Origin of the sequence: Kitasatospora sp. NPDC004615 (assembly GCF_042873545.1) — a bacterium.
In the GTDB taxonomy this organism is placed as follows: domain Bacteria; phylum Actinomycetota; class Actinomycetes; order Streptomycetales; family Streptomycetaceae; genus Kitasatospora.
The window spans coordinates 251,741-278,160 of sequence record NZ_JBIALQ010000006.1 but is presented as its reverse complement, the minus strand read 5'-3'; the positions used below and the strand labels follow the sequence as shown (position 1 = coordinate 278,160).

Annotated in this window: 29 protein-coding genes; 15 read left to right on the top strand and 14 right to left on the bottom strand. The window is 72.4% G+C overall.

What is annotated here, in order from left to right:
• Positions 1-31: 31 nt before the first annotated feature.
• Both ACFYS8_RS22425 and ACFYS8_RS22420 read right to left on the bottom strand, forming a co-directional pair.
• Positions 32-1,081 carry a CU044_5270 family protein gene (locus ACFYS8_RS22425; RefSeq protein ID WP_387643317.1) on the bottom strand — a complete coding sequence of 350 codons (1,050 nt, stop codon included), beginning with the start codon at positions 1,079-1,081 and terminating at the stop codon, positions 32-34.
• Entirely contained in the window at positions 1,078-1,710 is a 633-nt protein-coding gene (locus ACFYS8_RS22420; protein ID WP_387643315.1) for an RNA polymerase sigma factor, read from the bottom strand. Before ACFYS8_RS22420 ends, ACFYS8_RS22425 begins: the two co-directional genes overlap by 4 nt.
• 159 nt (positions 1,711-1,869) lie before the next feature.
• Between ACFYS8_RS22420 and ACFYS8_RS22415 the strand changes: the two genes are divergently transcribed.
• From ACFYS8_RS22415 to ACFYS8_RS22400, 4 genes are all read left to right on the top strand, one after another.
• A complete protein-coding gene (locus ACFYS8_RS22415; protein ID WP_387643313.1) occupies positions 1,870-2,622 on the top strand; it encodes a DUF6879 family protein in 753 nt (250 codons plus the stop codon).
• Positions 2,619-3,461, top strand: a complete 843-nt coding sequence (locus tag ACFYS8_RS22410) for a helix-turn-helix domain-containing protein (protein WP_387643311.1) — start codon at positions 2,619-2,621, stop codon at positions 3,459-3,461. Before ACFYS8_RS22415 ends, ACFYS8_RS22410 begins: the two co-directional genes overlap by 4 nt.
• A 142-nt stretch (positions 3,462-3,603) precedes the next feature.
• Positions 3,604-3,777, top strand: coding sequence for a hypothetical protein (locus ACFYS8_RS22405; RefSeq protein ID WP_387643309.1), 174 nt, complete (start codon positions 3,604-3,606; stop codon positions 3,775-3,777).
• Between the two features lie 4 nt (positions 3,778-3,781).
• Positions 3,782-4,930, top strand: a complete 1,149-nt coding sequence (locus tag ACFYS8_RS22400; RefSeq protein ID WP_387643307.1) for a methyltransferase domain-containing protein — start codon at positions 3,782-3,784, stop codon at positions 4,928-4,930.
• 7 nt (positions 4,931-4,937) lie between these two features.
• On the opposite strand, the gene ACFYS8_RS22395 is transcribed toward ACFYS8_RS22400, so the two are convergent.
• Positions 4,938-5,435, bottom strand: coding sequence for a DUF1772 domain-containing protein (locus ACFYS8_RS22395; RefSeq protein ID WP_387643306.1), 498 nt, complete (start codon positions 5,433-5,435; stop codon positions 4,938-4,940).
• Positions 5,436-5,567: 132 nt separating this feature from the next.
• Here ACFYS8_RS22395 and ACFYS8_RS22390 point away from each other — a divergent pair, with 132 nt between their 5' ends.
• Complete coding sequence (locus tag ACFYS8_RS22390) at positions 5,568-6,515, top strand: AraC family transcriptional regulator (RefSeq protein ID WP_387643304.1); 948 nt, start codon at positions 5,568-5,570, stop codon at positions 6,513-6,515.
• A 119-nt stretch (positions 6,516-6,634) separates the two neighbouring features.
• A complete protein-coding gene (locus ACFYS8_RS22385; RefSeq protein ID WP_387643302.1) occupies positions 6,635-7,960 on the top strand; it encodes a peptidoglycan-binding protein in 1,326 nt (441 codons plus the stop codon).
• Between the two features lie 24 nt (positions 7,961-7,984).
• Here ACFYS8_RS22385 and ACFYS8_RS22380 read toward each other — a convergent pair whose 3' ends face one another.
• From ACFYS8_RS22380 to ACFYS8_RS22370, 3 genes are all read right to left on the bottom strand, one after another.
• Entirely contained in the window at positions 7,985-8,572 is a 588-nt protein-coding gene (locus ACFYS8_RS22380; protein ID WP_387643300.1) for a TMEM165/GDT1 family protein, read from the bottom strand.
• 219 nt (positions 8,573-8,791) lie between these two features.
• Positions 8,792-9,589 (bottom strand): ABC transporter permease, encoded by a 798-nt coding sequence (locus tag ACFYS8_RS22375; protein ID WP_387643298.1) that lies wholly within the window; start codon positions 9,587-9,589, stop codon positions 8,792-8,794.
• Between the two features lies 1 nt (position 9,590).
• A complete protein-coding gene (locus ACFYS8_RS22370) occupies positions 9,591-11,174 on the bottom strand; it encodes a dolichyl-phosphate-mannose--protein mannosyltransferase (protein WP_387643296.1) in 1,584 nt (527 codons plus the stop codon).
• A 286-nt stretch (positions 11,175-11,460) separates the two neighbouring features.
• On the opposite strand from ACFYS8_RS22370, the gene ACFYS8_RS22365 reads away from it, so the two are divergent.
• Positions 11,461-12,489: a MerR family transcriptional regulator gene (locus ACFYS8_RS22365; RefSeq protein WP_387643295.1), complete on the top strand. Its 1,029-nt coding sequence runs from the start codon at positions 11,461-11,463 to the stop codon at positions 12,487-12,489.
• 64 nt (positions 12,490-12,553) lie between these two features.
• On the opposite strand, the gene ACFYS8_RS22360 is transcribed toward ACFYS8_RS22365, so the two are convergent.
• Positions 12,554-13,828 (bottom strand): MFS transporter, encoded by a 1,275-nt coding sequence (locus ACFYS8_RS22360; protein WP_387643293.1) that lies wholly within the window; start codon positions 13,826-13,828, stop codon positions 12,554-12,556.
• 140 nt (positions 13,829-13,968) lie between these two features.
• Between ACFYS8_RS22360 and ACFYS8_RS22355 the strand changes: the two genes are divergently transcribed.
• Complete coding sequence (locus ACFYS8_RS22355; protein WP_387643291.1) at positions 13,969-14,532, top strand: MarR family winged helix-turn-helix transcriptional regulator; 564 nt, start codon at positions 13,969-13,971, stop codon at positions 14,530-14,532.
• A gap of 103 nt (positions 14,533-14,635) precedes the next feature.
• On the opposite strand, the gene ACFYS8_RS22350 is transcribed toward ACFYS8_RS22355, so the two are convergent.
• The 3 genes from ACFYS8_RS22350 to ACFYS8_RS22340 all read right to left on the bottom strand — a co-directional run bounded on the left by ACFYS8_RS22350 (position 14,636) and on the right by ACFYS8_RS22340 (position 17,798).
• A complete protein-coding gene (locus ACFYS8_RS22350; protein ID WP_387643290.1) occupies positions 14,636-16,429 on the bottom strand; it encodes a glycosyl hydrolase family 18 protein in 1,794 nt (597 codons plus the stop codon).
• A 269-nt stretch (positions 16,430-16,698) separates the two neighbouring features.
• Positions 16,699-17,205 carry an FxLYD domain-containing protein gene (locus tag ACFYS8_RS22345; protein WP_387643288.1) on the bottom strand — a complete coding sequence of 169 codons (507 nt, stop codon included), beginning with the start codon at positions 17,203-17,205 and terminating at the stop codon, positions 16,699-16,701.
• 29 nt (positions 17,206-17,234) lie between these two features.
• A complete protein-coding gene (locus ACFYS8_RS22340; protein ID WP_387643287.1) occupies positions 17,235-17,798 on the bottom strand; it encodes a DoxX family protein in 564 nt (187 codons plus the stop codon).
• Between the two features lie 118 nt (positions 17,799-17,916).
• Between ACFYS8_RS22340 and ACFYS8_RS22335 the strand changes: the two genes are divergently transcribed.
• Both ACFYS8_RS22335 and ACFYS8_RS22330 read left to right on the top strand, forming a co-directional pair.
• A complete protein-coding gene (locus tag ACFYS8_RS22335; protein WP_387643285.1) occupies positions 17,917-18,234 on the top strand; it encodes a barstar family protein in 318 nt (105 codons plus the stop codon).
• Between the two features lie 17 nt (positions 18,235-18,251).
• Positions 18,252-18,890, top strand: a complete 639-nt coding sequence (locus ACFYS8_RS22330) for a MarC family protein (protein WP_387643284.1) — start codon at positions 18,252-18,254, stop codon at positions 18,888-18,890.
• A 9-nt stretch (positions 18,891-18,899) separates the two neighbouring features.
• Here the strand turns inward: ACFYS8_RS22330 and ACFYS8_RS22325 are convergent, their stop codons facing one another.
• A complete protein-coding gene (locus ACFYS8_RS22325) occupies positions 18,900-19,334 on the bottom strand; it encodes an Lrp/AsnC family transcriptional regulator (protein WP_387643282.1) in 435 nt (144 codons plus the stop codon).
• Between the two features lie 165 nt (positions 19,335-19,499).
• On the opposite strand from ACFYS8_RS22325, the gene ACFYS8_RS22320 reads away from it, so the two are divergent.
• Both ACFYS8_RS22320 and kynU read left to right on the top strand, forming a co-directional pair.
• Positions 19,500-20,327: a tryptophan 2,3-dioxygenase gene (locus ACFYS8_RS22320; protein WP_387643280.1), complete on the top strand. Its 828-nt coding sequence runs from the start codon at positions 19,500-19,502 to the stop codon at positions 20,325-20,327.
• Between the two features lie 11 nt (positions 20,328-20,338).
• The gene (gene kynU / locus ACFYS8_RS22315; protein ID WP_387643278.1) at positions 20,339-21,568 is read left to right on the top strand and encodes a kynureninase; all 1,230 of its coding nucleotides are present in this window, start codon (positions 20,339-20,341) and stop codon (positions 21,566-21,568) included.
• A gap of 80 nt (positions 21,569-21,648) precedes the next feature.
• On the opposite strand, the gene ACFYS8_RS22310 is transcribed toward kynU, so the two are convergent.
• Entirely contained in the window at positions 21,649-22,998 is a 1,350-nt protein-coding gene (locus ACFYS8_RS22310) for a choice-of-anchor A family protein (RefSeq protein ID WP_387643277.1), read from the bottom strand.
• Between the two features lie 168 nt (positions 22,999-23,166).
• On the opposite strand from ACFYS8_RS22310, the gene ACFYS8_RS22305 reads away from it, so the two are divergent.
• On the top strand, positions 23,167-23,826 hold the full coding sequence (locus tag ACFYS8_RS22305; protein WP_387643275.1) for a 4'-phosphopantetheinyl transferase family protein: 660 nt from the start codon (positions 23,167-23,169) through the stop codon (positions 23,824-23,826).
• Positions 23,827-23,834: 8 nt separating this feature from the next.
• Here the strand turns inward: ACFYS8_RS22305 and ACFYS8_RS22300 are convergent, their stop codons facing one another.
• Positions 23,835-24,620: an inositol monophosphatase family protein gene (locus ACFYS8_RS22300; RefSeq protein WP_387643273.1), complete on the bottom strand. Its 786-nt coding sequence runs from the start codon at positions 24,618-24,620 to the stop codon at positions 23,835-23,837.
• 97 nt (positions 24,621-24,717) lie between these two features.
• Here ACFYS8_RS22300 and ACFYS8_RS22295 point away from each other — a divergent pair, with 97 nt between their 5' ends.
• Both ACFYS8_RS22295 and ACFYS8_RS22290 read left to right on the top strand, forming a co-directional pair.
• Positions 24,718-25,698, top strand: coding sequence for an Lrp/AsnC family transcriptional regulator (locus tag ACFYS8_RS22295; RefSeq protein ID WP_387643271.1), 981 nt, complete (start codon positions 24,718-24,720; stop codon positions 25,696-25,698).
• A gap of 29 nt (positions 25,699-25,727) precedes the next feature.
• Positions 25,728-25,964, top strand: a complete 237-nt coding sequence (locus ACFYS8_RS22290) for a DUF2277 domain-containing protein (protein ID WP_043913756.1) — start codon at positions 25,728-25,730, stop codon at positions 25,962-25,964.
• On the opposite strand, the gene ACFYS8_RS22285 is transcribed toward ACFYS8_RS22290, so the two are convergent.
• A complete protein-coding gene (locus ACFYS8_RS22285; protein ID WP_387643269.1) occupies positions 25,933-26,418 on the bottom strand; it encodes a hypothetical protein in 486 nt (161 codons plus the stop codon). The two genes, ACFYS8_RS22290 and ACFYS8_RS22285, sit on opposite strands and share 32 nt — an antisense overlap.
• Positions 26,419-26,420: the final 2 nt, after the last annotated feature.

Sequence of the window (26,420 nt, the reverse complement as noted above, 5' to 3'; positions counted from 1 at the left end):
CGTGGTGCCGGGGCCTCCATCAAGGGCCGGGTCAGGCCTGGTCGGACGGGATCTGCTTGATCTCGTTGACGACGGCGCGCTTCGTGACGGCGGCGGTGACGAGGACCGTGCCGGGCTTGGTCACGACCTGGCCCGGGGCCGGTGTGCCGACCTGGACGGTGCGCTCGCCGAGGAAGGCGAACGTCGACTTGTCGAAGATCCACTCGGAGCGCTGGCCGTTGGACTCCTTGGTCCGGGCCACCGCGACCCCGTGGCGACCGATGGCGTCGACCGCGTCGTCCACCACGACCACGCCGGGGATCTTGGCGGCGGCCTTGTAGAGCGCGGACATGACCGGGGCCGGGAGGTAGGTGTCGCGGAGGAGCGTGCCGATGGCAATGAACGCCTCCGCGTCCGGACCACCCTGGCCTTCGTACGCGATCTCCTCGCGGATCTTCTTCAGCAGCGCGTCGGGGTCGGTGGGGAGGGAGGCCAGGTACTCGTAGGTCGGCCATTCGAGACGTCCGATTCGCAGCAGCTCCAGCTCGGCGTCCACGTGCTGCTGGGGCTCGGACAGCCAACCCCGGTGGTTGTCCGACGTCCACATCCGACGGGTGTGAAGGGGGGTGTCGAACGGGGTGGGCTTCCCGTCGACGTCCTTCACGTTGATGCCGGCGACCTGCGACTCGAGGTAGACGTACTGACCCGGACGCACCGCCGGGCTCGGGGCCTCCGCGGCGGCCAGCGAGATCCGGTTGAGCAGCTGGACGGCTCCCTTCTGGTCGCCGTTGCCGATGTCGCCGGTCAGGGCCGGGCCGGCGGCGGGCCGGGCCGCGTGGTCCTGCGGGATCAGGACCGCTCCGGCCGCCACGGCGCCCGCGAGGGCGAACCCCGCCGCGGGCAGCAGGATCGCGCGGCGCAGGAACGGGTTCCGTCGTACGGGGGCGGGAACGGCGTTGTTGAGGTCTTCGTGGATCTGGGCCATCAGTTGCTCCTTGTGGAACTGGTGGCGGCCCGCCGGCAGATTCCGCTCCGCGGTCGGCCGGAGGCCGTCGGTCTCCGGCCGGTCAGCCGGGTGCGGCTGGGAGGGGCTGGCGTTCATCGGTGTCCTTCCGGTACGGGCCGGACCGCGATTGCGCGGTCCCTCTCTGTCTGTCGGCTGCGGCGGGTGAGTTCCCGTCTTTCTGTCGCCAGTTCGGCGTGGGCGAGCTTGCGCAGTTTGGTGCGGGCGCGGGAGAGGCGGGAGCGGACGGTCCCGACGGGCACGCCGAGCGCCTCGGCGGCCTCGGCGTACTCCAGGCCTTCCCACAGGCACAGGATCAGCACCTCCCGCTCGGCCCGCCGCAACGCCCCGATCGCGGTGACGGTGGCGGCGATCCGCCGCCGGTCGTCCACCTGCCCGACCACTTCCTCGGCGTGGTCGGGCATCTCCACCACCGAGGGCCCGGTCGCGGCGAGCGCGGCGGCCGCAGCGCGGTAACGCCGGTTGCTGCGACAGTGGTTGCGCGCGAGGTTCGTCGCGATGCCCAGCAGCCACGGCCGCAGCGACCCGCCCTCCTCGGCCACCCTGTCCCGTAACCGCCACGCCTCCATGAACGTCGCCGACATGACGTCCTCGGCGACCGACCAGTCCGCGGTCAGCCGGAACGCGTGGTTGTAGACAGTCCGGGCATACCGGTCGAACAGCTCCCCGAATACGTCCGGGTCCCCGGCCCGCACCCGGGTTCGCATATCTGTGATCACTCCTATGAGCTGTCCGGCACCCGCCCACGGGTTCCCGTGACGCCCGTCTCGCCCGCCCCTCCGGACGAATATTCGCGAATCCGCGTCCTGTCCCGCCGGATGCCCGGGCATTCTGAGGCCGACCGCCCACAGGAGGGAAGCACAGACATGACCCGTCGCCTGCGCTACATCGGGAGCAACTCGGGGCACAGCGGATGCCCGACGCTGTACGAGGACGAGGAGACCGGGCAGGTGATCGTGCAGGGCGACCTCGTCACGGACCCGGCGGAAGTGGCCCAGTTCCGCAACATCAAGCCCGGCGAGGGATTTGTGACCGTGCCCCGCGTCCTGCTCGCGGACTTCGCGCCGCGTGCCGCCGAGCGCGAGCCCGTGATGATCAGCTACGACGAGTTCGAGTCGATGTTCCAGACCTTCCAGCACACGGCATTCCGGCTGGAGACCCGCCGCCAGTACCGGTCCGACGAGCAGACCGAGACCTACCGCCGGTTCGTCGCCGGTGAGGACCCCGGCTGGGACATGGACAACGACTGGGCCCGCAACCGCAGTGCGCAGTCCGCGCAGGGCAAGCGGTTCGAACGGGTGCGGATCATGGACAACCCGCCGACCCTCGGCCAGCGTTACCTGCTCGACAACGCCGAACAGATCGGCACGGTGGGCGAGGACGTCCGCTACCTGTGGCGGGAGGATGCCGACCGGCTGGGCCTTCCTCTGGAGGACGCCTGGGTGTTCGACTCCCGGGTGATCGCGCTGCTGCACTTCGACGCCAACGACGTGCTGACCGAGATCGAGGTGATCACCGACCCGGTCCGGGTCAACCGCGCCTGCCAGGAGCGGGACGCCGCCTGGCACTTCGCCGTGCCGCACCGCGAGTTCCGGGCTGGGGTACCGTCCGGCGAGTGACCACCGATTTCCAACAGGCCCGTTACGCCCTCGGTCTGCGGCTCCGCGAGCTGCGGACCAAGGGCGGTCTCACAGGTCGCCAACTGGCCGAACAGCTCGGATGGACGCAGTCCAAGGTCAGCAAGCTGGAGACCGGCCGCCAGACGGCCACCCACGAGGACCTTCGGGCCTGGGCGGACGGCGTCGGGCAGCCCGAGGCAGCGGCCGAGCTGTCGGCCAGGCTTCGCACCTTCGAGACGCAATCCCGTTCCTGGCGACGGCAGTTGGCCGCCGGTCATCGGCCGGTGCAGGACCGGCTGACGGTCGAATACGAGCGTTCGTCCGCCACAAGAGCCTGGCAGAACGCGATGGTCGTCGGCTTGCTCCAAACCCCGGACTACGCACGGCACATCTTCGAGGCCTACACCGCCCTCCACCGCTCCCCCCGCGACATCGACGAGGCAGTGCAAGCCCGAATCCGCCGCCAGGAGTTGCTGTACCGGCGCGGCAAGCGCTTCCACATCGTCATGTGGGAGGCCGCGCTCCGGGCGCGGATCTGCCCGCCGGGCGTGATGGCTGCCCAACTCGACCGTCTCAGCGGCGTGATCGGCCTCGACAACGTCACTCTCGGCATCGTGCCGTTCGACGCCCCGGTCGAACTGCCGCCCGCCAACGGCTTCTGGATCCACGACGAACGCCTGGTCATCGCCGAGGACTGGCACGCCGAACTCTGGCTGGACGCCCCCGACAGCGTGGCCCTCTACCTGCGCGTGTGGGAGTCGCTGAACCGTGCGGCCGTCCACGGCGCGGACGCCCAGCGGGTGATCGCCCGGTGCCGTCAAGCGCTGAACAGCAACTGAGCCCAGACCTGCGCCAGTCCGCGAATCCCTCCCTCCCGCAGGGGAATTCCCGAGAATCAGGCGCCCTCCGCCACACTCCCGCCACCTAGCGTGAGCATCGGGACGGAAGCCCGTCCCACCACGCGAGAACAGAGGAGGCACCATGCCCACGTTCGACGGAAAGCACGGCGGCGGCAGCGGCGACGGATCCGGCGGCGGCCAGCAGGACGACAGCAGCAGCGGCAACAAGCACGGCGGCGGTGGCAGCGACGAGGGCGGCAACACCTCCGACGGCCAGGGTCCGGCAGGTCCGGCTGGTCCGGCGGCGGGGCGCTGACGTGGTGACGGCACGCCAGGCAGCGGAGGCCGGTCGCGACCGGCTGGCCTCCGCGCTCATCGCCAACGGCTCGCTGCAGCCCGACTGGTTCGCGGCATACCACGCCGTTCCCCGGCACCTGTTCGTGCCGGACACGGTGTGGCCGGGAATGGCGGACGGGGTGCGGCAGGGCCACGCGGTGAGCCGGAGTCAGGATGCTGCCGCGTGGTGGCGGGCGGTGTACTCGGACGTGCCGTTGACCACGCAGTGGGACGACGGGGCGCACCTCGGCAACTCCAGAGGCACCGCGCCGAGTTCGTCCAGTTCGATGCCCACCATGGTGTTCTCGATGCTCGCGGCGCTGGACGTCGCCGATGGCCACCGCGTGCTGGAGATCGGAACCGGAACGGGCTGGAACGCCGCGCTGCTCTCGCACCGCCTCGGCTCGGCGAACGTCACCACCGTCGAGGTCGACGGGAGCACGGCCACCGACGCCCAACGCCGCCTCGCCCGGTCGGGGTACGCCCCCGTCACCGTGGTGGGCGACGGCGCGGCCGGGCATCCGCCGACTGCGCCGTTCGACCGGGTGATCGCCACCTGCTCGGTGCGGGACGTGCCCCGCGCCTGGATCGAACAGTGCCGCCCGGGCGCGATGATCGTCGCACCCTGGGGGCCGGAGTACGGCGGCGAGGCCGTCGTGAAACTGACGACCCAACCGGACGGCAGCGCCCACGGCGGATTCGCCCGCTCGTCCGCGTTCATGCGGCTGCGCGCCCAGCGCGTGGCCCGCCCGAACAGTCTCGCCTACCTGTCCGCGCCGTGGCCCGCCGACGGCGTCCGGTCCGCCACCACCCTCTCGCCCGACGAACTCGGCGGCTGGGCGGCGATGTTCGCGATCGGCGTCCGGGTGCCGGGGGTGTTTCCGCTGACGGAGCGGTACCCGGACGGGACATACACGCTCTGGTTGCACGACACGGCCGTCACCTCGTGGGCGACGGCCGATTGGGAGCCGGGACGGGCGGAGTTCGAGGTGGTGCAGTCCGGCCCACGCCGGCTGTGGGACGAGGTGGAGGCCGGGTGGCGGTGGTGGGATGCCCGGGGCCGCCCGGGGGTCGAACGGTTCGCGCTGACCGTCGCCCCGGACGGCGCACACGCCGTCCGGCTGAAGCGGTGACGGGAGGTCAGGAGTTGCGCCCCGACAGGGCCAGCGCCCAGGTCAGGCAGGCGAAGGCGGCGGTGGAGGTGATGGCGCGGACGACGTTCCAGCGGACCCAGACGTCTTCGAAGGCGGCGCGGACGGCGGCCGGGTCGGTGAGCTTGTCGGGGGCGCCGGCGGCGGCCAGCTTGTCGTTGAGGGGGACGTTGACGGCGCTGGTGATGACGAACATGGCGAGGTAGAGGACGGCGGCGGCGCCGATCCACAGCAGGACGGTGCGGTTGCCGCCGCGCCATTGGAGGATGCCCGCGGCGACGATGAGCACCAGCGCGCCGAGGAAGCTGATCATGAACCAGCCGTTCAGGATGGCGACGTTGATGCGCTGCATGGTGTCGACGAAGGCCCGGTCCTCGACCTTGGCCAGGCCGGGCATCACCGAGCAGGCGTAGGAGTAGAACAGGCCCGCGCTGAGCCCTGCGGTAATGGTCGCGCCGATCAGCGTCACCGTGCGAAGAACTGCCATGCCGTGAGCCCCCGTTCGTGTGGTCATGACGGACAGTCAACTCACCAGGAGCTCCAAGATCCATGGCCCAGAAGCTCGTTGACATACGTGAGCGTCCACCCGGCCGCACACCTGGCGTCTACGCTGGCGGCCATGGACGCGCTCACCGCACTGCTGACCGGCCCCCGGGCCCAAGGGGCGTTCCTGCTGCGGTCGGTGTTCGACCCGCCGTGGGCGATCCGGATCGAGGACCGGGCGCCGCTGACGGTGCTGACCACGGTGCGCGGCGACGGCTGGATCGTCCCGGACGACGGCCCGCCGGTGCCGCTGCGGACCGGGGACCTGGCGATCGTCCGCGGGCCGGAGCCGTACACCGTCGCCGACCGGCCGGAGACCGCGCCCCAGGTGGTGATCCATCCGGGGCAGGTGTCGACCACCGTCGACGGCGAGCGGATGTGCGAGGAACTCGACCAGGGCGTCCGGACCTGGGGCACCGCCAGGGAGGCAGCGACGGTACTGCTCAGCGGCACCTACCAGCTGCACGGCGAGGTCAGCGGACGGCTGCTGCGCGCACTGCCGCCGGTGCTGCGACTGGCCGCCGAGGAGTGGAGCTCACCGCTGGTGGCCTTGCTGGAGGCGGAGATCGGACGGGACGAGCCGGGCCAGGAGGTGGTGCTGGACCGACTGCTCGACCTGCTGCTGATCTCCGCCCTGCGCTGCTGGTTCTCCCGCGACGCCACCCACGCCCCGGCCTGGTACCGGGCCCACACCGACGCGGTGGTGGGCCGCGCGCTGGTCCTGCTGCACACCGACCCGGCGCGCGCCTGGACGGTGCACGAGCTGGCCGCCGAGACGGGCATCTCACGGGCCGCGCTGGCCCGGCGCTTCACCGACCTGGTGGGCGAGCCCCCGATGGCGTACCTCACCAACTGGCGGCTCGCCCAGGCCGCCGACCTGCTGGCCGAACCGGACGCCACCCTCACATCGGTCGCCCGCCGGGTCGGCTACGGCAGCGGCTTCGCGCTCAGCGCCGCGTTCAAGCGGGTCCGCGGGCTCAGCCCGCAGCAGTTCCGCGAGCAGGCGGGCGCCGCCGCCGGCTGACCGGCACCGGCGGCCCGGCGGCCGGGCCGGGGCGCACCCCGGCCCGGCCGTCCCTGTTGCCCCGTGGGATGGTCCTGCATAATCACTGCGTTCGTTTCCGACCCGAGGAGGACCGGCCGATGCCGGCAGACCGCTGCCCCAGCTGCGGCACCGTAGGGCCGGCCGGCAGCTGCGCGTGTCACGCCTTCTCCCCGGCCGAGCAGACCGCGGTCCTCCCGCCGCTGGACGGCCCGCACCTGGTGCGCCCGTACGTCGCCGACACCCCGGTGCTGATGGAGCCCGGCCACCCGGCCGCCGACCCGTTCGGTACCCAGGTCGGCCCGCCGCCGGTGCAACCGATCACCACCCAGGCCGGCCCACCGCCCGTGCAGCCGATCACCACGCAGACGGTGCCGTTCGTCCCGCCGCAGCCGTCCGCTCCCGGAGCCGTCCCGCCACCGCCGCCCGGCCGGGCGCCGCACGTTCCGCAGGCCGCCGGCCCGTTCGCGCCGCCGGCAGCTCAGTCGGACGCCGCCGCTACACAGCTGCTGCCGCCCGTCCAGGAACAGGGCTCGCCCGCCCCGTTCCAGCTCGGCCGGGTGGTCCCGCCGCCGCCCCAGCCCGAGCCGCCGACCGCGCTGATCCCGCCGATACCCACCGACCCGGGGACGGCGGCCACCGCGCTGATCCCCCCGATACCCGCCGGCCCCGACCCGGCCACCACGCTGCTCCCTCCGGTCCCGGACGGCCCGAAGCCTCCGCCGGCCACCGACCTGGGCCTGTTCGGCTTCCACGACGACGAGTCCGCCGCGCCGGTCAGCCGGACGGAACGCCGTTCGCAGCGGCGGCGCAGCGCCGACCGCAAGCGGCTGGTGATCGCGGGCGGCGCGGTGGGCGTGACGGCGCTGGCCGTGAGCATGGCGATGCTGCTGTCCTCCTCGCCGGACAGCGTCGACCACGCGCTGCCGGCGCCGACCGGCCCGGGGGTGGCCTCCTCCGCCGCGACCACCCCGAGCGCGCCGTCGAGTGGCGAGGCGTCCCCGGACGCGTCCGCGAGCGCGGACAGCCCGTCGCCGACCCGCAGCTCCGCCCGCCCGTCCCAGAGCGTCGCCACCAAGCCGGCGGCCGCCCCGACCACCGCCCCGCCCGAGCCGACGTCCGCGCCCCCGGCCAGCCCGTCGTCCTCGCCCTCGCCCAGCGCGAACCGGACGCTGCGGCGGAACGACACCGGGCCGGACGTGGTGCAGCTTCAGCACCTGCTGATGAAGGCCGCCTGCATGCCCGTCAACTGGCTCGACGGGGACATCACCGACAAATACCAGACGGGGTTCGGCGCCCAGACGCAGAGCGCACTGATGAATTTCCAGTGGAAGTACCGCAGCAAGCTGAAGGGCATCGAGCCGGGCGTCTACGACCCACAGACCCAGGCCCTGTTGCAGGAGGTGGCCCAGAACCCCAAATGCTGAGCCCGGCCGCTGTCCGACGACGCGTCAGCCGGTGATCGCCTTGAACAGGCTGAACCCGGCCAGTGCGATCATCGCCAGCGCGGCGATCCGCACGATGACCTTCATCGGCACGTGCCGCAGCAGCTTCTGCCCGCCGACGATGGCGATGCCGCCGACCGCGCACAGCGCCAGCCAGGAGCCCAGGCCGACGGCCAGCGGATCGGCGTACTTGGCGGCCAGGTTGGCGGTCATGATCTGGGTGAGGTCGCCGAACTCGGCGACGGCGACGATCACGAAGCTGGTACCGGCGACCTTCCAGAACGAGTTGTTCGCGGGTTCCTTGGCCTCGCCCTCCTCGTCCTCGTCCTCCTTGTGCCAGAGCAGCATGCCCGCGCCGACCAGGAACAGGACGCCGGACACGCCTTCCACCCAGCGCTGCGGCAGCAGGGCCAGCAGGCTGCCGGCGACCAGGGCGAGCGCGACCTGCAGGGCGAACGCGGCGGCGATGCCCGCGAACACGTAGCTCGCCCGGTACTTGGTGCCGAGGACCAGGCTGGCCAGGGCGGTCTTGTCCGGCAGTTCGGAGAGGAAGATGATGCCGAACGTGAGCGCGGCGATGGTCAGGCTGTTCATCGGATCCGGGGGTCTTTCGGTCTCGTTGCCGCCGGCCCCGGGCACCCGTGGAAGGGGACGCCTCGGCCCGGCAGCACTGGTTCATGGTCACAGCGCTGCGGCCGAAGGTCTCGCCGACACCCCGTGAGGTGCCCCGGGCGCCGGGCTCGTCCGCGGGGGGACGGGCCGGTATGTCGACGGTCCGGTGGAGGGCTACTCCCCTTCAACAACCCGGCGAGTTTACCGGCTGCCGCCCGGGCCGCCGACCAGTCCCCGGCCGACCAGTTCCAGCACGGCGGTGACCGCGACCGCCTCCACCGCCAGCAGCGCGACCAGCACGAACAGTTGCACCGCACCGGCCTGGACGGGCGTCGCGCCGCCGAGCAGCATGCCGACGAACGCGCCGGGCAGGGTGACCAGTCCGACGGTGCGGGTCTGGTCGAGGGCGGGCACCAGCGAGGTCGCGGCGGCGGTCCGGCAGATCTCCAGCCGGGCATCGCGCTCCTCGAAGCCGAGGGCCAGCGCGGCCTCCACCTCGCCGTGCCGGAGCCGCAGTTCGTCCAGCGCCCGCCGCCCGGCCAGCGACGTCGCGGTGAGCGCCCCGCCGATCAGGATGCCCGCCACCGGGATCACACTCAGGCCCTTCGGCGGCAGCAGCCCGGTGACGGCCAGCAGGAGCAGCACCGGCAGCACTCCGGCGGCGATCGGCACCGCCGCCCACGCCCACTCCCACCGCCCGCCGCGCCCGTCCCGGCCCTCGCCCATCCGTCGGCCCGCGGTGCGCACGGCGACGGCGAACATCAGCAGCACGAACAGTGCGGACGCCCACAACGAACGCACCACCCAGGCGATCACCAGCGCGACGGCCGCCAGCTGCACGGCCGCCCGCGCCCCGGCGCGCAGCACCGCCCGCCCGTGCCCGAGCCCGCCCCGTCCGGCGACCAGCGCGGCCACCGCGAGCAGCACCGCGCACGCCACACCGAGCGGCCAGGTGACCGGCAGCAACTGCGAACCCCCGCCTGCGGAAAGCAACTTCACCTCAGATCCAACTGGTGAACCACATCCGCGCACGCCACTCGGACATCGGGATCACCTCCGCCGTGTACAGCGGATAGAAGTACGCGAAACAGCCGACGATCGCCAGCACGATCAGCCCGGCCCCGGCCGCGCCCCACCGTCGTCGGCGTGGCGGACTGCCCTCCGGCCCGAGCATCGCTCCGAGCAACTGCGCCACGGCCAGGCAGAGGAACGGCACCAGCAGCACCATGTAGAAGGAGAAGGTCGTCCGCCGCTGGTACTGGAACCACGGCAGGTAGATCGCGGCGACGCCGGCCAGGATCGCGCCGGAGCGCCAGTCCCGCCGGAAGAACCACCGGTACAGCGCGTACGCCAGCGCGAAGCACGCCGTCCACCACAGGAACGGGGTGCCGAGCGCCAGGATCTGGCTCGCGCAGCCCTCGGCGGAGTGGCAGCCGTGCTGCCCGTCCGGCACCTGCTGCCAGTACATGGACACCGGTCGGCCCTGCACCAGCCAGCTCCACGGGTTCGACTGGTAGGTGTGCGGGGACGACAGGCCGGTATTGAAGTCGTACATCTGCGCGTGGTAGTGCCACAGGCTGCGCAGCGGCGCCGGCACCCAGCTCATCGACACCTGCGGCAACGGGATGTCCACCAGCGGCGTCCGCGCCGGGGACAGCCCGGCCCGGCCGTCCGCCCACTGCCGACCGTAACCGCCCGTGGTCGCCAGCCAGCCGCTCCACGCCACGACGTACACCACCAGCGCACTGCCCACCATGGACAGCGCGGCCGGCCACAGATCGCGCCGCAGCATCGCCCGCCACGCCCGGTGCGCACCGGCCGCCCGCCGCCCCGCCTGGTCCCACAGCAGAGCGAGGACGGTGAACACCGCCAGGATCTGCAAGCCGTTCCACTTCACCGCAGACGCCGCCCCCAGCAGTACCCCGGCACCCACCCGCCACGGCCGCACCCCCAGCCGCACCTCGTCCCCGGCCCGCCCGCCCTCCGCCCACGCCGCCCGCAACAGCCCGCGGACGCGGTCACGGTCGATCAGCAGACAACCGAACGCGGCGAGCACGAAGAACGCGGAGATGCCATCCAGCAGACCGACCCGGCTCATCACGAACTGCAGCCCGTCCACACCCATCAACAGCGCCGCGACGCACCCCAACAGCGTCGAGCGGAACAACCGCCGCCCGATCCTGGCCAGCATCAGCACACTCACCGAGCCCAGCACGGCCACCATGATCCGCCAGCCGAACGGGTGCAGACCCCAGAAGTGCTCCCCCACCGCGATCACCCACTTGCCGAGCGGCGGATGCGCGACGAACGCCGGCGCCTGGCTCAGCGGGATCACCTGCGGCACCCCGAGAATCAGCTGATTCGCGTTGTCCGGCCAGACCGCCTCGTAGCCCTGCTGCAGCAGCGACCACGCGTCCTTCGGGTAGTACGTCTCGTCGAACACGAACGCATTCGGATACCGCAGCCCCCATAGCCGCAGCACCCCCGCGAACACCGCCACCCCAACAGGCCCCCACCACCGGAACCGGTCCCGCCCCACCGCGACCCCCACGACCGCCCGCCGCGACTCGACCGCCAGCGCCATACCCGCCCCGTCCGCCCGCCAGTTGACGACATGTCCGCAATGTCCCGATCCTAGCGGCCGCGAAAGGCAGGCGAGCGCGAAGACAGGGGCGCGTGGGGGCACCTCCCAGCCCGCTAGGGCTGGGGGAGAACTGCGCGAAGGGGAACGCACCCACGGGAAAGATCGCGACTCCCGACGATGACATGCACGTGCGGGCGACCCAGCAGCACTTCCGCCACAAGCCTCCCGGCTACCGTTTGACCCTCGACCAGGTCGAGGCATGAGTGTCTACCGCGTGGAGAACAGAATGCGCAGCATCGGCGAACTGGCCCGCGCCAGCGGCCTGAGTGTCAGCGCCCTGCGGTTCTACGACGGCGCGGGCATCTTCGTCCCGGCCGCCGTGGACCCGCACTCGGGGTACCGCTGGTACGCGGACGAGCAGCTTCCGGACGCCCGGCTGCTCGCCCGCCTACGCCGGGTCGGAATGCCGCTGGCAGGTCTCACCCGGGTACTGACCGGCACCCCGGCCGAGGCCCGTGCCGAACTGGACGCGCACTTGCGCCGGCTGGAGGACGGCCTGTCCGATGCCCGCCGTGAGCTCTCCACTGTCCGTGCACTGCTCGACTCGAGGGAGTTCCCCATGCCGCAGACCCGACTGACCGTCCCCGCCGCCCGCCTCGCCGCCGCGCTGGACGCAGTCCGTTTCGCCGCCCCGTCCGACACCGCCCTGCCCGCCGTGGCGGGGATCTTCCTGGACGCGGAGGACGGCGTCCTGCACCTGGTCGCCACCGACCGCTACCGGCTGGCGGTCGCCGACTGCCCGGCTACGCTGGACGGCCCGGCCGCCTCCGCTCTCCTGCCGACGGCTCTCGCGGATGCCGCCCGGGCCCTGCTCGCCGACGCCGACGAAGCCGAACTCGTGCTGGACGGGGCACAGTTCACCGTCCGCGCGGCCGGCCGCGAGCTCTCCGGCGAGCGCGCCGACCACGACTTCCCGGACTACCGCCGCCTGCTGCGCCTGGAGCCCACCCACCGCCTGACCCTGACGGCCGACCAGCTGCACAGCATGCTCGCCACCGCCGAGCCGTCCACCGCGACCCGCACCCAGGACGGCATCGACTTCCCCGTCACCGCCGTCACCGCCACCGCCGCCGACGCCCTCCCGGGCACCTCCCCCGCCGAGCTCCTGGTCCACGTCAACCGCGACTTCCTGCTGGAGGCGGTCGGCGGCGCCGACCAGCTGGTCCTCGAACTGACCGGCCCCATCGCCCCGTTGGCCATCCGCTTCCCGTCCCGCGAGGACACCTTCTCGCTCCTGATGCCCACCCGCCGCTGACCGCGCCGAACGCGAAAAAGGCCGCCCACCCGGGGAGATTCCCGAGTGGGCGGCCGGCGGCACGTCAGGCCACCGCCTCCAGCTCCCGCAGCTCGCGCTGCGGCACGTTCAGCACCCGGACGTTGTCCTGCGCGGGCGTCAGGAAGCCGCGCAGGCGGAAGGCCAGGGCGACGATCAGCAGGGTGCAGAAGGCCATCGAGGCCAGGTAGAGCGGCCAGGTGCCGGAGCCGACCAGCAGGACGCCGACGGCGGGGCCGACCGCGACGGCGGTCTGCTTCACCAGGGCGTAGCCGGAGTTGTAGGTGCCGAGCAGCCGGGCCGGGGCGAGGTCCGCGACGATCGGGCCCATGGTGGGGGCGAGCAGGGACTCGCCCACGCCGAACAGGGCGTAGATCGCGACGATGGCGACGGTCGCGGCCATCTGGTCCTCGCGGATCAGGCCGGCCACCAGGGCCATGCCCCAGGCGGCGAGCCAGACCACGCCGGCGGCGGCCATCGCGGTGGTGCGGCGGCGGCGCTCGGTGATCCGGACGACGAACATCTGCAGCAGCACGATGGTCAGCGCGTTGGCGCCGATCGCCAGGCCCAGCGTGGAGGGCGCGAGGCCGACGGTGGAGGTGGCGAATGCGGCGACGCCGGACTCGAACTGGCCGTAGCAGGTGAAGAAGATCAGCCCGGCGAGCAGGCACAGCCGCAGCATCGCCTTGTCGGCGACCAGCGTCCGCAGCCCGCCGTTCCTGCCGGCAGCGGCCGCGGCGGCCGGCTCGACCTCCGCGTCGGGCATCTTCGCGGTGCCGGTGACGGCGGCGAGGCCGAGGAAGGTCAGCGCCTCGATGGTGAACAGCCTGGTCATGCTGGCCGGGTCGGCGGTGTGGGCGATCAGGCCGCCGACCAGCGCGCCGACGCCCATGCCCAGGTTGACCAGGGTGAACTGCAGCGCGAAGGCGCGGGAACGCTCGGCCTTGCGGGTGCAGCGGACGATCATCGTGGCGAGCGCGGGCTGGCAGGTGGTGACACCGGCGCCGAACAGGAAGGAGGAGATCAGCAGCGTGGGCGTGCTCGCGGCCTGGCCGAAGGCGAACGCACCGGATGCGGCCATCGCCGTGCCGGCGAGCAGCACCGGGCGCGGGCCGTACCGGTCGATGCCGCGGCCGGTGAGCGGCAGCACGGCGAACGCGGCGAGCGCGAACACGGTGAACACCGCGCCGGCCGCCACGGAGCCAAGGCCACGCACCTTGTCCACGTACACGAACATGTACGGCAGCGTGAAGCCGCTGCCGAACGCGCTGAGCGCGTTGCCGATCTGGACGCGACGCAGTCGGCCGCCCCACTCCTTCACTTGGCACCCCTCGAAGACTCCGAAAGCCGGCCCCTGTGGCCGTCACTTCAACCCGTAAGATTTCAGAGCTAAAGTCTAAGCATAGAAACCTTAACGCGTCAAAGGCTTAACAGCTGCACGATGCGTGGAACAATGACCCCATGAGCGCACGCAGAGCGGAGCCCGACTCCGCCACCGAACTCGGCATCGCCGAACAGGTGGCCCTCTACCAGCGGGAGTTCCCCACCGTGGACCCCCAGGTGGAGACCATCGTCTCCACCCTCTCCCGGCTCAACCGCCGGATGAACGTGGCCTACAGCCGCCAGCTGGCCACCCTCGGCATCACCAACGCCGAGTGGGAGGTGCTCAAGGCTCTGGTGTTCAGCGGCAGTCCGTACCGGCTCGGCCCGGGCGAGCTCGCCAAGCGGCTCGGCCTGACCCCGGCCGCGATGACCCACCGGATCGACCGGATGGTCAACGACGGCCTGGTCACCCGCGAGCGCGACGAGGCCAACCGGGTCCGGGTGATCATCGAGCTCACGCCGACCGGCCGCGACAAGTGGATCGAACTGATGCGGATGGCCGCGGTCTTCGAGGCCGACCTGCTCCAGGACGTCTCCACCGAGGACCGCCCCGAGCTGGCCGCCACGCTGACCCGGATGCTGCGCCGGATCGAGGAGTCCCAACCGGACGCCCTCGGCCGCACCGATGACCTGACCTGCTGACGGCCGGTCGACCGGGGAGGGGCAACGCAACGAGGGGCGCAGGGAGAGTGATCTCCCTGCGCCCCTCGTTCGTCGAGCGGGCTACTTACCGGTCAGCGGTCGGTCAGCACGGGCCGTTGTCGGTCCAGGTGCCCCACTGGCCGCTCAGGCTCGGGTCCTCGTTGGTGGTCCACCACTTGTTGGTGTAGTAGTGACCCTTCCAGGAGACCTTGGTGGCCGTGGCGTACACGGTGGCCGCGTTCCAGCTCGGGGCGGCGGAGCAGGCACCGGTGGTCGGCGACTGCGACGGCGAGGCGGAGGTGGACGGCGAGGCCGAGGTCGACGGCGAGGCCGAGGCCGAGGTGGACGGCGACGGGCTGGCCGACTGCGAGGCCGACGGCGACGGGGCGGCCGGGCAGTTCGCGGCGGAGCCGTTGGTCGCGCTCACCATCTTGTCGAACAGCGCGGTCTGGGTGCCCAGGTCGTACATCGAGAAGGCGAACGAGCCGCCGAGGCCGTTGCAGTGCGCGTAGTCCAGCTTGGCCTGGATCGACTGGGCGTTCTCGCCCGACCAGAAGGTGGTGCCGTCGTAGAAGTACGCGGCCTTCGCGGCGTCGTCCCAGTAGGTGTAGGCCGGGTTGTCGACGAAGCCGTTGAGCTCCTTGTACATCTTGATGCCGTTGACGTTGCCCGAGTAGCTGCCGCCGGCCGCCGGGCCGGTCGCCGGCTGGAACAGGCCGTGGCTGTTGCCGGCGGTGACGCCGGTCCAGCCGCGGTAGTAGAACGGGACGCCGACGTTGATCTTCTTCGCCGGGAAGCCGCCGGGGATGCCGTACTGCGAGTCACCCACGGTGTACGCCTTGATGGCGTTGTCCAGCGAGTACTTCCCGTCGCCGCCCGGGACCGGGTTCATCGGGTCGTTCGGGTTGGTGTAGATCGGGGCCTGGTGGTTGGTCGGGCCCTGGGCCTCCCAACCGCCGTGCATGTCGTACGTCATGATGTCGAGGAAGGTCAGGTACTGACCGATCTTGTCGGTCTCGACGTACTTGATCTTGTCCTGACCGGCGCCGACCGCCGCCGCGAGGCTGTAGGTCTTGCCGTCCGTCTTGCCCTGGGCGTCCAGCTGGCTGCGGAACTCGGCGAGCAGCGAGGTGAAGTTCTGCTTGTCGGCCGGGGAGGAGTGGTTGCCGGTGTGGCCGTTGCCGCCCGGGTACTCCCAGTCGATGTCGATGCCGTCGAAGATGCCGGCGCCGGTGCCCGGACCGCCGTAGCCGCCCTGCACGGGCAGGTTGCCCTTGATGTACAGGTCCATGCAGGAGGACACGAACTTCTTGCGGGACGCGTCGGTGGCCGCGGCGTCGGAGAAGTACTTCGAGTAGGTCCAGCCGCCGATGGAGAGCAGGACCTTGAGGTTCGGGTTCTTCGCCTTCAGCTTCTTCAGCTGGTTGAAGTTGCCGACGATCGGCTGGTTCCAGGTGTCGGCCACACCGTCGACCGAGGTCGTGGTGTCGAAGGTCTTCTGGTAGTCGGCGAAGGAGTCGCCCGCACCGTCACCCGCGTTCGGGTTGTTCTCGTCCTGCGAGGCGGCCTTGTTGGCCTCGAAACAGGTGAGGTTGGTGGGGTCGATGTTCCCGAAGTCGTAGATCAGGTAGTCGAGCTTCCCGGCGGCGCCGGTGTCGTTCATGGTCTTCAGGTAGTAGCCGTTGGTGTAGATCGACCACTGGTCGAAGTAGGCCACCTTGATGCCACCGCTGGTGGCCGGCGCACCGGTCGAGTTGGTGGGAGCCGCCTGGGCGGTGCCGCCGGTCAGGGCCAGGGTGCCGCCGAGCAGCAGGGAGGCCGCCGTGCCGGCCGCGAGCGCGGCCCAGCTCTTGGGGCGCCGCCGCGTGGGCGACTGGGGGGAAACGGAACGAAGCATGGCTGCGAGACTCCTGGTTGTGGGGGTCCTGACAAACCCGGATGCGAACCGTGCGAGGTGGGGCCGCACAGCCAGGGGCATGACAGGGGGAATCGAGCGTTGGCCTGCACAAACGCCAGGGCCGGGATAAGCCGAACCGGCGCCGGTGGTCTGAACCACCGGCGCCGGCCCAGGGGCTCCCTGCACCTGCCAAGTAAAATGGACTAGACCAACTCGACCGTCAAGAGCGAGATCTGACGCTTACGCCACGCTTAAGGTTCGGTGTCCGATCAGTACCGCAGCGCATTCGCCACCACAGGCGTAACGGGCGCGTTCAGCGAACGGTTGCTGTGCGCCGTGGCCTGCGCAGTCGCCCCGGGCGCGACCTCCGGGACGTTCACCACGGTCGCGTCGAGCAGGTTTCCCGACGCGTCGTCGAAGTTGACCTGAATCGTGTACTTGCCCGCCTGGGAACCGTGGTTGGTGACCGTCACCGGCACCGACAGCTTCCCGTCCGACCCGGTGGTCGCCGCCCCGAGCGCCACGTCGCCCTTCACGTTCAGCCCGCCCTTGACGCTCGCCAGCGCGGAGGACGCCGCGGCCTGCGCGGAGGACCCCAGCGAGGCCGCCGCCGAGCCGAGCGCGGCGGTGGCCGAGGCCAGCGCCGACTCCGCGGCCGAACCCACCGCCGAGGTCGCCGCCCCGGACGTCTTGCCGCTCGACGTGCAGCCCGCCAGCGCCGCCGAACCCAGTAGGACCGCCGCCAAGCCTGCGGCCACCCGGATCTGTCGCTTCATCAGTGATTCTCCCTGTCTCGTCGCGGCGCTCAGGAGAGCCCGGTGCCGTTCTCGCGGGCCGCCTCGTCCGCGGCCCTGGCCTCCCGCCTGCGCACCACGTCCTGGCGGCGCTTCACCACCGCGACGGCGCCCAGCGCGCTCGCCCCGAACGCCAGCACGCCCAGCCACGGGCGGCCCAGCGCGTGCCCGGAGGCGGCGTCCAACGAGTAGCAGCCCGGGCCGGTGATCGCCAGCGCCAGCCCGCAGGCGCCCAGCAGCGCCGGGTACTCGTAGCCGCCGCCGTGCGCGAAGAACCCCGCCGGGGCGTGCACCGCGATCGCGCCCGCCATCGTCCCGGCGACCACCGACCCCGCCACCGGGGTGGCCAGGCCCACCGCGAGCAGCGCACCGCCACCCGCCTCGCCCAGGCCCGCCGCCAGCGCGTTGCGCTCGCCCGGCTCGAAGCCCATCTGCTCCATGGCGGCGGCGGTGCCCTCCAGCCCGCCGCCGCCGAACCAGCCGAACAGCTTCTGCGCGCCGTGCGCGAACAGGACACCGCCGACGACCGCGCGAAGTGCCAACAGACCGAGATCCTTGCGGTGCAGACTGGTCATGGTGTTGCCCCTGGTGTGGAAGAGAAGTCCGTAGGGCCCATCCCAGCGTGCGCACCGCCCCCGCTCGACCCGGCGAACCCATCCGGGCGACCCGCCCCACCCCGCAGGGAGACTCCCGATGCCCACCGCACCGCAGCCACCCGAGTACGTCCTGCACGGCGACCGGGTCACCGACGAGAAGACCTTCTGGGCCGAACTCGGCCACGCCGTGCACGCCCACAACGGCTACTACGGCAGCAACCTCGACGCCCTCGCCGACGTCCTGCGCGGCGGCTTCACCCCCGAGCCGCCGTTCGTGCTGATCTGGCGCGACGCCCTGGTCTCCGCCCAGGCCCTCACCCGCCGGGTCACCGGCCCCGACGAGGAGGAACGCTCCTACTTCGACGCCATCCTCGACGTACTGCGCCAGGGTGGCGTCACCGTCCGCCTGCGCTGACCACCCATCATGGGCGCATGTCGGCGATCAACCTGAGCACCGTCTTCGTCACCTTCTTCGCCGTGGTCGGCCCGCCCAAGGTCCTGCTGGCCTTCGCCCAGCTCAGCCAGACCCGCACCCCGGCCGAACTGCGCAAACTCACCCTGGTGTCCTCGGCGGTCGCCGCCGTGGTCGGCCTGGTGCTGGCGTACAGCGCGGACGTCATGGCGGCGCTGTTCCACATCTCCGACCAGTCGCTGCAGATCGCCGGCGGGGTGATCTTCTTCATCTACGCCGTCGCGCTCGTGCTCGGCATCCACCTCGGCGGCGGCAGCAACGAGGGCCATCTCGACAACCCCCTCGCCGACGGCATCCGCCAGCTGCTGCTGCCGTACGTGGCCAGCCCGCTGGCGATCACCGCGCTGCTGGTCGAGTCGCTCACCCGGGACACCATCGGCTGGCACTCCACCGTCGCCGCCATGTACGTCGCGGTGATCGCCGTGGACTGCGTGTCCGTCCTGCTGCTCGCCCCGCTGCTGCGCGCCAGCCGGCGCACCTCGCTGGAGGTGCTGTCCCGGCTGCTCGGGCTGCTGCTGGCGGCCGTCGGCGTGGAGATGTTCCTGTACGGGCTGGAGAGCCTCGGGGTACACCTGGCTCCCCCGAAGAACGAGTACTGACAGGCCCTTTCAGGACGCCTGGATCGGCCGCCACGGCACGGGGCTGGACAGGATCATCGAGCTGGTCGGCTGCCCGTAGCTGCCCAGCCTGTCGGTCAGCCGCTCGAAGGCCGGCATGTCGGGGACGCCGACCAGCAGGACGCAGCACGCGCCGCCGGTCACCCGGTGCAGCTGGAACACCTCCGGCCAGTGCGCCACCTCCGGGTCACGCAGCACGCAGCGCGGGCCGTAGCAGCGCACCGTCACCAGGGCCATCACCGCCGCACCGGCCTTCGCCGGGTCCAGGTGTGCGTGGTAGCCGGTGATCACCCCGTCCGCCTCGAGCCGGCGCACCCGCTCGGCGACGGCCGGCGGGGACAGGTTCACCCGGCGGGACAGCTCGTTGTACGAGAGCCGCGCGTCGGCCTGGAGTTCGGCCAGCAGCAGCCGGTCCACCGCGTCCATCGTCGGCTCCTTTGCGTTCGTCAGGCGATCGGGGCGCAGCACCTTGCGAACGGCAGGCCATTGCCGCCAACCGGGCTACGACGCCCATTCAAGAGCAGGCCGCCGCGCCGCACAATGGTGGCGCCCGCCGCACCCCGGAGCGGGCGGAACCAGGAGGTACCGGCCATGACCGGGCAGACCCACCGGCCCCACCTGCGGTTCGGCAGCGAGCAGGACAGCGGCACGTCCACCCCCTACGCCCGGTACGTGCACCTGACGGAGCTGCACTCGCTCCAGCAGCCCCGCAGCTCGGAGCCCTCGGAGTACACGTTCATCGTCACCACCCAGGTGATGGAGCTGCTGTTCGACCTGCTGCACCGCGAGTGGACCACCGCCCGCGCCGCGCTGCGCGAGGACGACCTGACCGCCGCCCGCGACGCGCTGCGCCGCGGGCACCACGTGCAGGACGTGCTGGTCTCCTCCTGGGACCTGCTGGCCACCATGACGCCCGCCGAGTTCAACGCGTTCCGGCCGGTGCTCGGCGAGGCGTCCGGGTTCCAGTCCTCGGCGTTCCTGCGGCTGGAGTTCCTGCTCGGCAACAAGAGCGAACGCCTGCTGACCATGTACCAGGACTCCCCCGCCGAGTACGACGAGCTGTTCACCGAGCTGCGCACCCCCAGCCTGTACGACGAGGCGCTGGCCGTGCTGGCCCGCCGCGGCCTGGAGATACCCGCGGCCCCGCCCGCCGCCCGCCACGCCCACGACGACACCGTCGAGGCCGCCTGGCGGACCGTCTACACCGACCCGGCGCTGGCCGACCTGGCCCGCCTCGGCGAAGCGCTGCTGGACACCGCCGAGCGGGTCACCCGCTGGCGCCAGCGTCACTACTCCAGCGTCAAGCGCACCATGGGCGGCAAGCCCGGCACCGGCGGCTCCAGCGGCCTGAGCTGGCTCAAGCACACCGCCGACCAGGACGTCTTCCCCGAACTGTGGTCCGTCAGGAACGAACTGTGACAACTCGCACGATGCCTCCCACCCGCGACGAGTGCGTCGTCCGCGACGCCGCCGACCCGCTGCACCCGATGCGCGAGCACTTCGAGCTGCCCGAGGGCGTGCTCTACCTGGACGGCAACTCGCTCGGCGCGCTGCCCCGCCGCACCCCCGGCCACCTGGCGAAGGTGGTCGCCGAGGAGTGGGGCACCGGCCTGATCCGGTCCTGGAACGACGCCGGGTGGTTCCACCAGCCCGGGCGCCTCGGCGACCGGCTCGGCGCGCACCTGCTGGGTGCGGCGGCCGGGCAGGTGGTGGTCTGCGACTCGACCTCCGTCAACCTGTTCAAGGTGCTCGGCGCGGCACTGCGGCTGCGCCCCGGGCGCGGCGCGCTGGTCGCCGAGCGGCACGCCTTCCCCACCGACCTGTACATCGCGGACGGGCTGACCGGGCTGTACCCGGGCACCCGGCCGGTGCTGGTGGACTCGGCGGCGCAGCTGGACGCGGTGCTCGACGCGGACACCGCGGTGGTGCTGCTGTCGCACGTCGACTACCGCACCGGTGAGCTGCTGGACATGGCGGCCGTCACCGAGCGGATCCACGCGGCCGGGGCACTCGCCGTCTGGGACCTGTGCCACACCGCCGGGGCGCTGCCGATCCGGCTGGACGCGGCCGGCGTGGACTTCGCGGTCGGCTGCGGCTACAAGTACCTGAACGGCGGTCCGGGCGCGCCCGCGTTCCTGTACGCGGCGGAGCGCCACCACGCGGCCGCCCGGCAGCCGCTGACCGGCTGGTTCGGCCACGCCCGGCAGTTCGACTTCGAGCCCGGCTTCCGGCCCGCCGAGGGGATCACCCAGTTCCTCACCGGGACGCCGCCGGTGCTGGGCCTGGCCGCGCTGGAGGCCTCGCTCGACGTGTGGGAGCTGGCCGATCCGGCGGCGGTGCGCGCCAAGAGCCTGGAGCTCTCCGACCTGTTCCTGGAGCTGACGGCGGACCTGGACGTCGAGTCGGTGACGCCGCGCCGGCACGAGCTGCGCGGCAGCCAGGTGGCGCTGCGGCACCCGGAGGGCTACCGGATCGTCCAGGCGCTGATCGCCCGCGGGGTGATCGGCGACTTCCGGGCGCCCGACCTGATGCGTTTCGGCTTCACCCCGCTGTACCTGTCCCGGGCGGACGTGTACGACGCGGCGGCGGCGCTGCGCGAGGTGCTGGCCTCCGGGGAGTGGCGCGAGGAGCGGTTCGCCCGGCGCGGCGACGTCACCTGACCCGGGCTCTGGCCTCTGGCAGGCCGAACGGCCGGGCCCCGACGGGGGCTCCGGCCGTTCTTCGGGTCGGGCGCGGGGCGTCAGTGGCGACGGCCGCGGCTCCGGCGTACCAGCACCGTCACCGCCGTGCCGAGGCCCAGCAGCACGGCCGCGGCGCCGGCGATCGGGCCGGCCGGGCCGCTGCCGGTGTTCGCCAGCGGGCCTTCGGGCTTGCGGCTCGGCTCGGGCACCGGTCGCTCGCCGTGGGTGGGCTCGACGCTCTCCGAGGGCTTCTCGCTCCTGGACGGCGACGGGTGCGGGCTCTTGGACTCGCTCTCCGAGGGCGACGGCGAGGGGCTCTCGGACTCGCTCGGCGAGGGCGAGGGGCTGGGGCTCTGGCCGCAGGTCGGCAGGTCGCCGTTGAACGGGTAGGCGTGCAGCTCCGTCCCGGCGGTGCCGCCCTGCACCAGGTTTCCGGCCAGGTAGACGCGGCCGTTGGTGCCCGGGTTGGACAGCGTGACGGTGCCCGCCGGGTTGCCGGCCATCACCGAGCCCTGGAACTGGGCGCCGCCGGTGATGGTCGCGTCGGTGGAGGCGGGGAAGTTCCACATCAGCAGCGGCTGCATGTCGGTGAGCTGGTCGCCGGGGATGCCGCTGCCGGTGTTGGTGCGGATCAGCACCGGGTCCGGGCCGACCATGTTGACGATCACCGTGGCACCGGCCGGGATGCCGGCGAACACCATGTCGGCGGCGGCCGTGGCACTGCCGATGTTCCGGTTCACGTTGAAGACCTGGCGCGTGCTGTGGCCGTCACCGGTGAAGGTGTACAGGTTGCCGTTGACGGTCAGTTCGCCGGTCGCGGTCTGCTCGGCCATGCACGCCGAGTGGTCCTCGACGACGGTGGTGAGGCCGCGGAACGGGTCGATCGCCGCCGGGTCCTGGCGGGCCGCGCCGGGGCCGGAGAACTCCAGGGTGCCGCTCTCGGTGGTGCCGTAGGCCAGGTTGCCCCAGCGGGCCGGGTCGCCGCCGCCGAGCTGCACCCGGTTGCCGGTGACGACGTCCACCGCGCCGCCGACCGTCACGTGGTCGGTGCCGGGCGGCGGCGCGACCTGCGAGCCGACGCCGACCACGCCCATGTTGAACAGGCCGCCGCCGTTCTTGTCGACCGTGAGGTCCTTGACCGTGACGATCTTCCCCTCGGCCTCGGCGGAGCGGCCCTCCACCCGGTAGTTGCCGCCGACGAAGATGTTGATCGTGTCGTCGGTGCCGGCGGCGGGACCGTTGTGGACCGGCGGGAACGGGTTCGGACAGTCGCCGACGCACGGGCCGAGCGGCGGGGCGAGTTGGTCCGCCTGGCCGACCGACGCCAGAGTGACCAGCGGGGCGGCGGCGAGCGCCGTCACCGCCGCATACCGGATCAGCCGGTTCTTGGGACGAGCGCCGTGTCGCACGGACACCCCTTTCGTTGACGGTGGGGTCGGCAGGCAGCAGACCGCCGCCAGCCAAGTGGTGGCGCCGAACGAAAATCGGCCACCCGACAACCGACACCCCGAAAGATCGCTCGAACGGACTAAGTTGCTGGTGCACCGATGACAGCGCCCGCCCGGACAAGGAGACCTGTGTCGAACCACCCGCTCGCCCTGCTCGCCACCACGGCCGACGTCCTCGCCCGGCCGGACGCCGACGAACGGCTGCTCAACGACGTCGAACGCGAACGCGCCGACCGCTTCCGCCGCCAGGCCGACCGCGACGACTTCCTCGCCGCCCACCTGCTGGTCCGGTTCTGCGCCGCCACGCACCTCGGCATCGACCCCGCCGACGTCGCCTTCGGCCAGCACTGCCCCGGCTGCGACCGCACCGGCCACGGCCGGCCACTGCTCACCGACCGCCCCGGCACCCACCTGAGCCTGTCCCACACCGGCGGGATCATCGCCGCCGCGGCCGGCCCCGTCCCGATCGGCGTGGACGTCGAACACCTCGGCCCGCGCACCAACGACCCGGCCTCCCTGAGCCACGTCCTCAGCCCCGCCGAGGCCGAACTCGTCGCCAAGCACCCCGACCCGACCCGGGCCTTCCTCCGCCAGTGGGTGCGCAAGGAGGCGCTGATCAAGCTCGGCCTGGCCACCCTCGACAGCCTGCCCGACCTCGACCTGTCCGCCCTCCCCCTCGACCCGCCCCTCCAGCACCGGCACGGCGACCTGCACTACCTCGAAGTCACCACCGAACAGGTGGTGTTCACCGCCGCCGCCACCCTCCAGCCGACCCTGGGCACGCTCTGACCCAGCGGTCACACCTGCCGCAGCACATCCAGGAGTTCGGCGTGCACGCCGGGCGCTGCGGCGACGAAGGACGGTGCGTCGGGCGTCCAGGGGCGGCCGGCGGCGTCGGTGACGGCGGCGCCGGCCTCGGCGGCCAGCAGGGCGCCCGGGAGGAGGTTGGCCGGGTCGGCACCGAACTGCCAGAACAGCGCCAGGTGACCGGAGGCGACCTGGGCGATCTGGAGTGCGGTCGGGCCGAGGTTGCGCACCGCGAGGACGTGCGGGAGGACGGCGGTCAGCGAGGCGCCGGCGGCGTGCAGCGCGTGCGGGTCGCGGGCGATCAGCGGCGGCTGGGAGGTGGCCGCGACCGCGGTGGCGAGAGTGCGGCGGCGGGGCGCGCAGGGGCGGCCGTTCAGACGGGTGCCGCCGTCGGCGGTCGCGGTGTGGGTGGTGCCGGCGAGTGGCGCGTGCACCACGGCCAGCACGGGCGCGCCGTCGCGCAGCAGCGTCGCGGTGAGCACCCACTGCGGCAGGGCGCTCAGGTACTGCACGGCGCCGTCGGTGGCGTCGCACAGCCACCACTCGCCGTCGCGGGGCACGTCCCGCGCCCACTCGTCGTCCAGCCAACCGGCGCCGGGGCGCAGCGCCGTGAGGCGTTCGCGCAGCATCGCGGTGGCGGGCCGGTCGATCGCGTCGAACGCGGCGCGGGCCTGTTCGGGGGTGGCGGCGTCGACGGGCTCGGTGGGCTGCCGGTGCGCGAGCCATTCGCCGACCTCGCGCAGGGCCGTCTCGGTGCCGGCCAGGATGTCCTTCACGGTGCGTCTCCTTCGGTGCGGTGGGGCACCACAGGAGTACCGTCAGGGCGACGCTTCAGGACGTCACAGGCGCAGCATTCGACGGGAATCGGACAGCATGGACACCGACACGGCGGATCCCGCCAAGATGCTGGACCCGCTCGACCGGCAGCTGGTGCACGCGCTGCAGGTCGACGGGCGGGCCGAGACCGGGCGGATCGCGCAGGTGCTCGGGGTGTCGGCGCGCACCGTGACCAGGCGGCTGGGCCGGCTGCTGGGCACCGGCACCGTCCGGGTGGTGCGGATGCCGGACAGCCGGGTGGCGGCGCTCGGCGCGCTGCTGCTGCGGGTGCGGGTGCTGCGCGGCCGGGTGGACGCGATCGCGCTGGCGCTGGCCGCCCGGGAGGACGTCCCGTTCGTGGACGTCATGCTGGGCGGGCAGGAGGTGTCGGCGGTGGTGCTAGGGGGCCCGTCCGAACGCGACCGCCTGTTGTACGGGCAGCTCCCGGCCACCGACGCGGTCATGGAGTCCACCGCGCACGCCGTCCTGCACCTGTTCGCGGACGCCTCGGCGTGGCGCTGCGGCGCGCTGACGGCCGAGCAGGAGGCGCTGCTGGCCCCGGCGCCGCCCAGCGGGCCGCCGCCGGAGCCGGACGAACTCGACCACCGGCTGCTGGACCTGCTGGCGGTGGACGCCCGCCGCTCGCACGCCGCGCTGGCCGCCGCCTCGGGCGCGCCGGAGTCGACGGTCCGGCGGCGGCTGCACCGGCTGGCGCAGGGCGGGCTGCTGCGCACCCACGCGAGCGTGGACCCGCGGCTGCTGGGCGCCGCCGTGGACGCCAACCTGTGGCTGGAGCTGCCGCCGGGGCGGCTCGCCGCGGCGGGCGAGGCACTGGCCCGGCACCCGCAGGTGCACGGGGTGCTGGCCACCGGCGGGCCGACGAATCTGATGTGCGCGGTGTTCTGCCCGGACCACGCGGCGCTGTACCGCTTCCACACCGAGGTGCTGGGCCCGCTCGGGGTGCGCCGCGCCGAGACGGCGATCGTGGCGCGGGCCGTCAAACGGGCCGGGGTGCGCCTGCGACCGCTCCCCGGCTGAGTGTCGGTGGGGCGGAGCAGACTGGAGGCATGTGCCGAAGCATCAAGACGCTCCGCCCGCCGATGACGCCCGACGCCACTCCCGAGGACGTGCACGCGGCGGCGCTCCAGTACGTCCGGAAGATCTCCGGGTTCCGTGCTCCCGCCGCGCACAACCGGGAGGTGTTCGACGCGGCGGTGGCCGCCGTCGCGGCCGCCACCGCCGAACTGCTGGCCGGTCTCGAGGTGCGCGGCGTCACGCCCCGTTCGTCGACCCCGGCCGGATGACCATCAGCACCAGGACGACCATCCACAGCAGGTTGAACAGGCCCGCGGTCATCGGGAGCATCTTCAGCATGCCGGTGGCCCGGGTGGTCTCCGCCTCCTGGTTCTCGGTCGCGTCCAGTGCGTCCACGGTGGCCTGCTGACCGGGCAGCACGAACAGCAGCAGCACACCCGCGGCGACGGCCGTCAGCACGATCGAGGCGATCAGCCAGGCGTTGCCCAGCACGCCCATGGCCTGCGCCGTACCGACGCCCAGCAGGGGCACCGCGATTCCGATCAGCGCGTACACGTTGCTGATCCGGTGCAGCAGCCGCACCGAGGCCTGCGCGTTCACCTGCTCCGGGCCCGCCGCCAGCGCCGCCTTCGCCTTCCGCGGGAACATGCTCACCGCCACCGCGACCGGACCGACGGCCAGCACGGCGACTATCAGATGCAGACTCAGCAGGAACTTGGCCATCG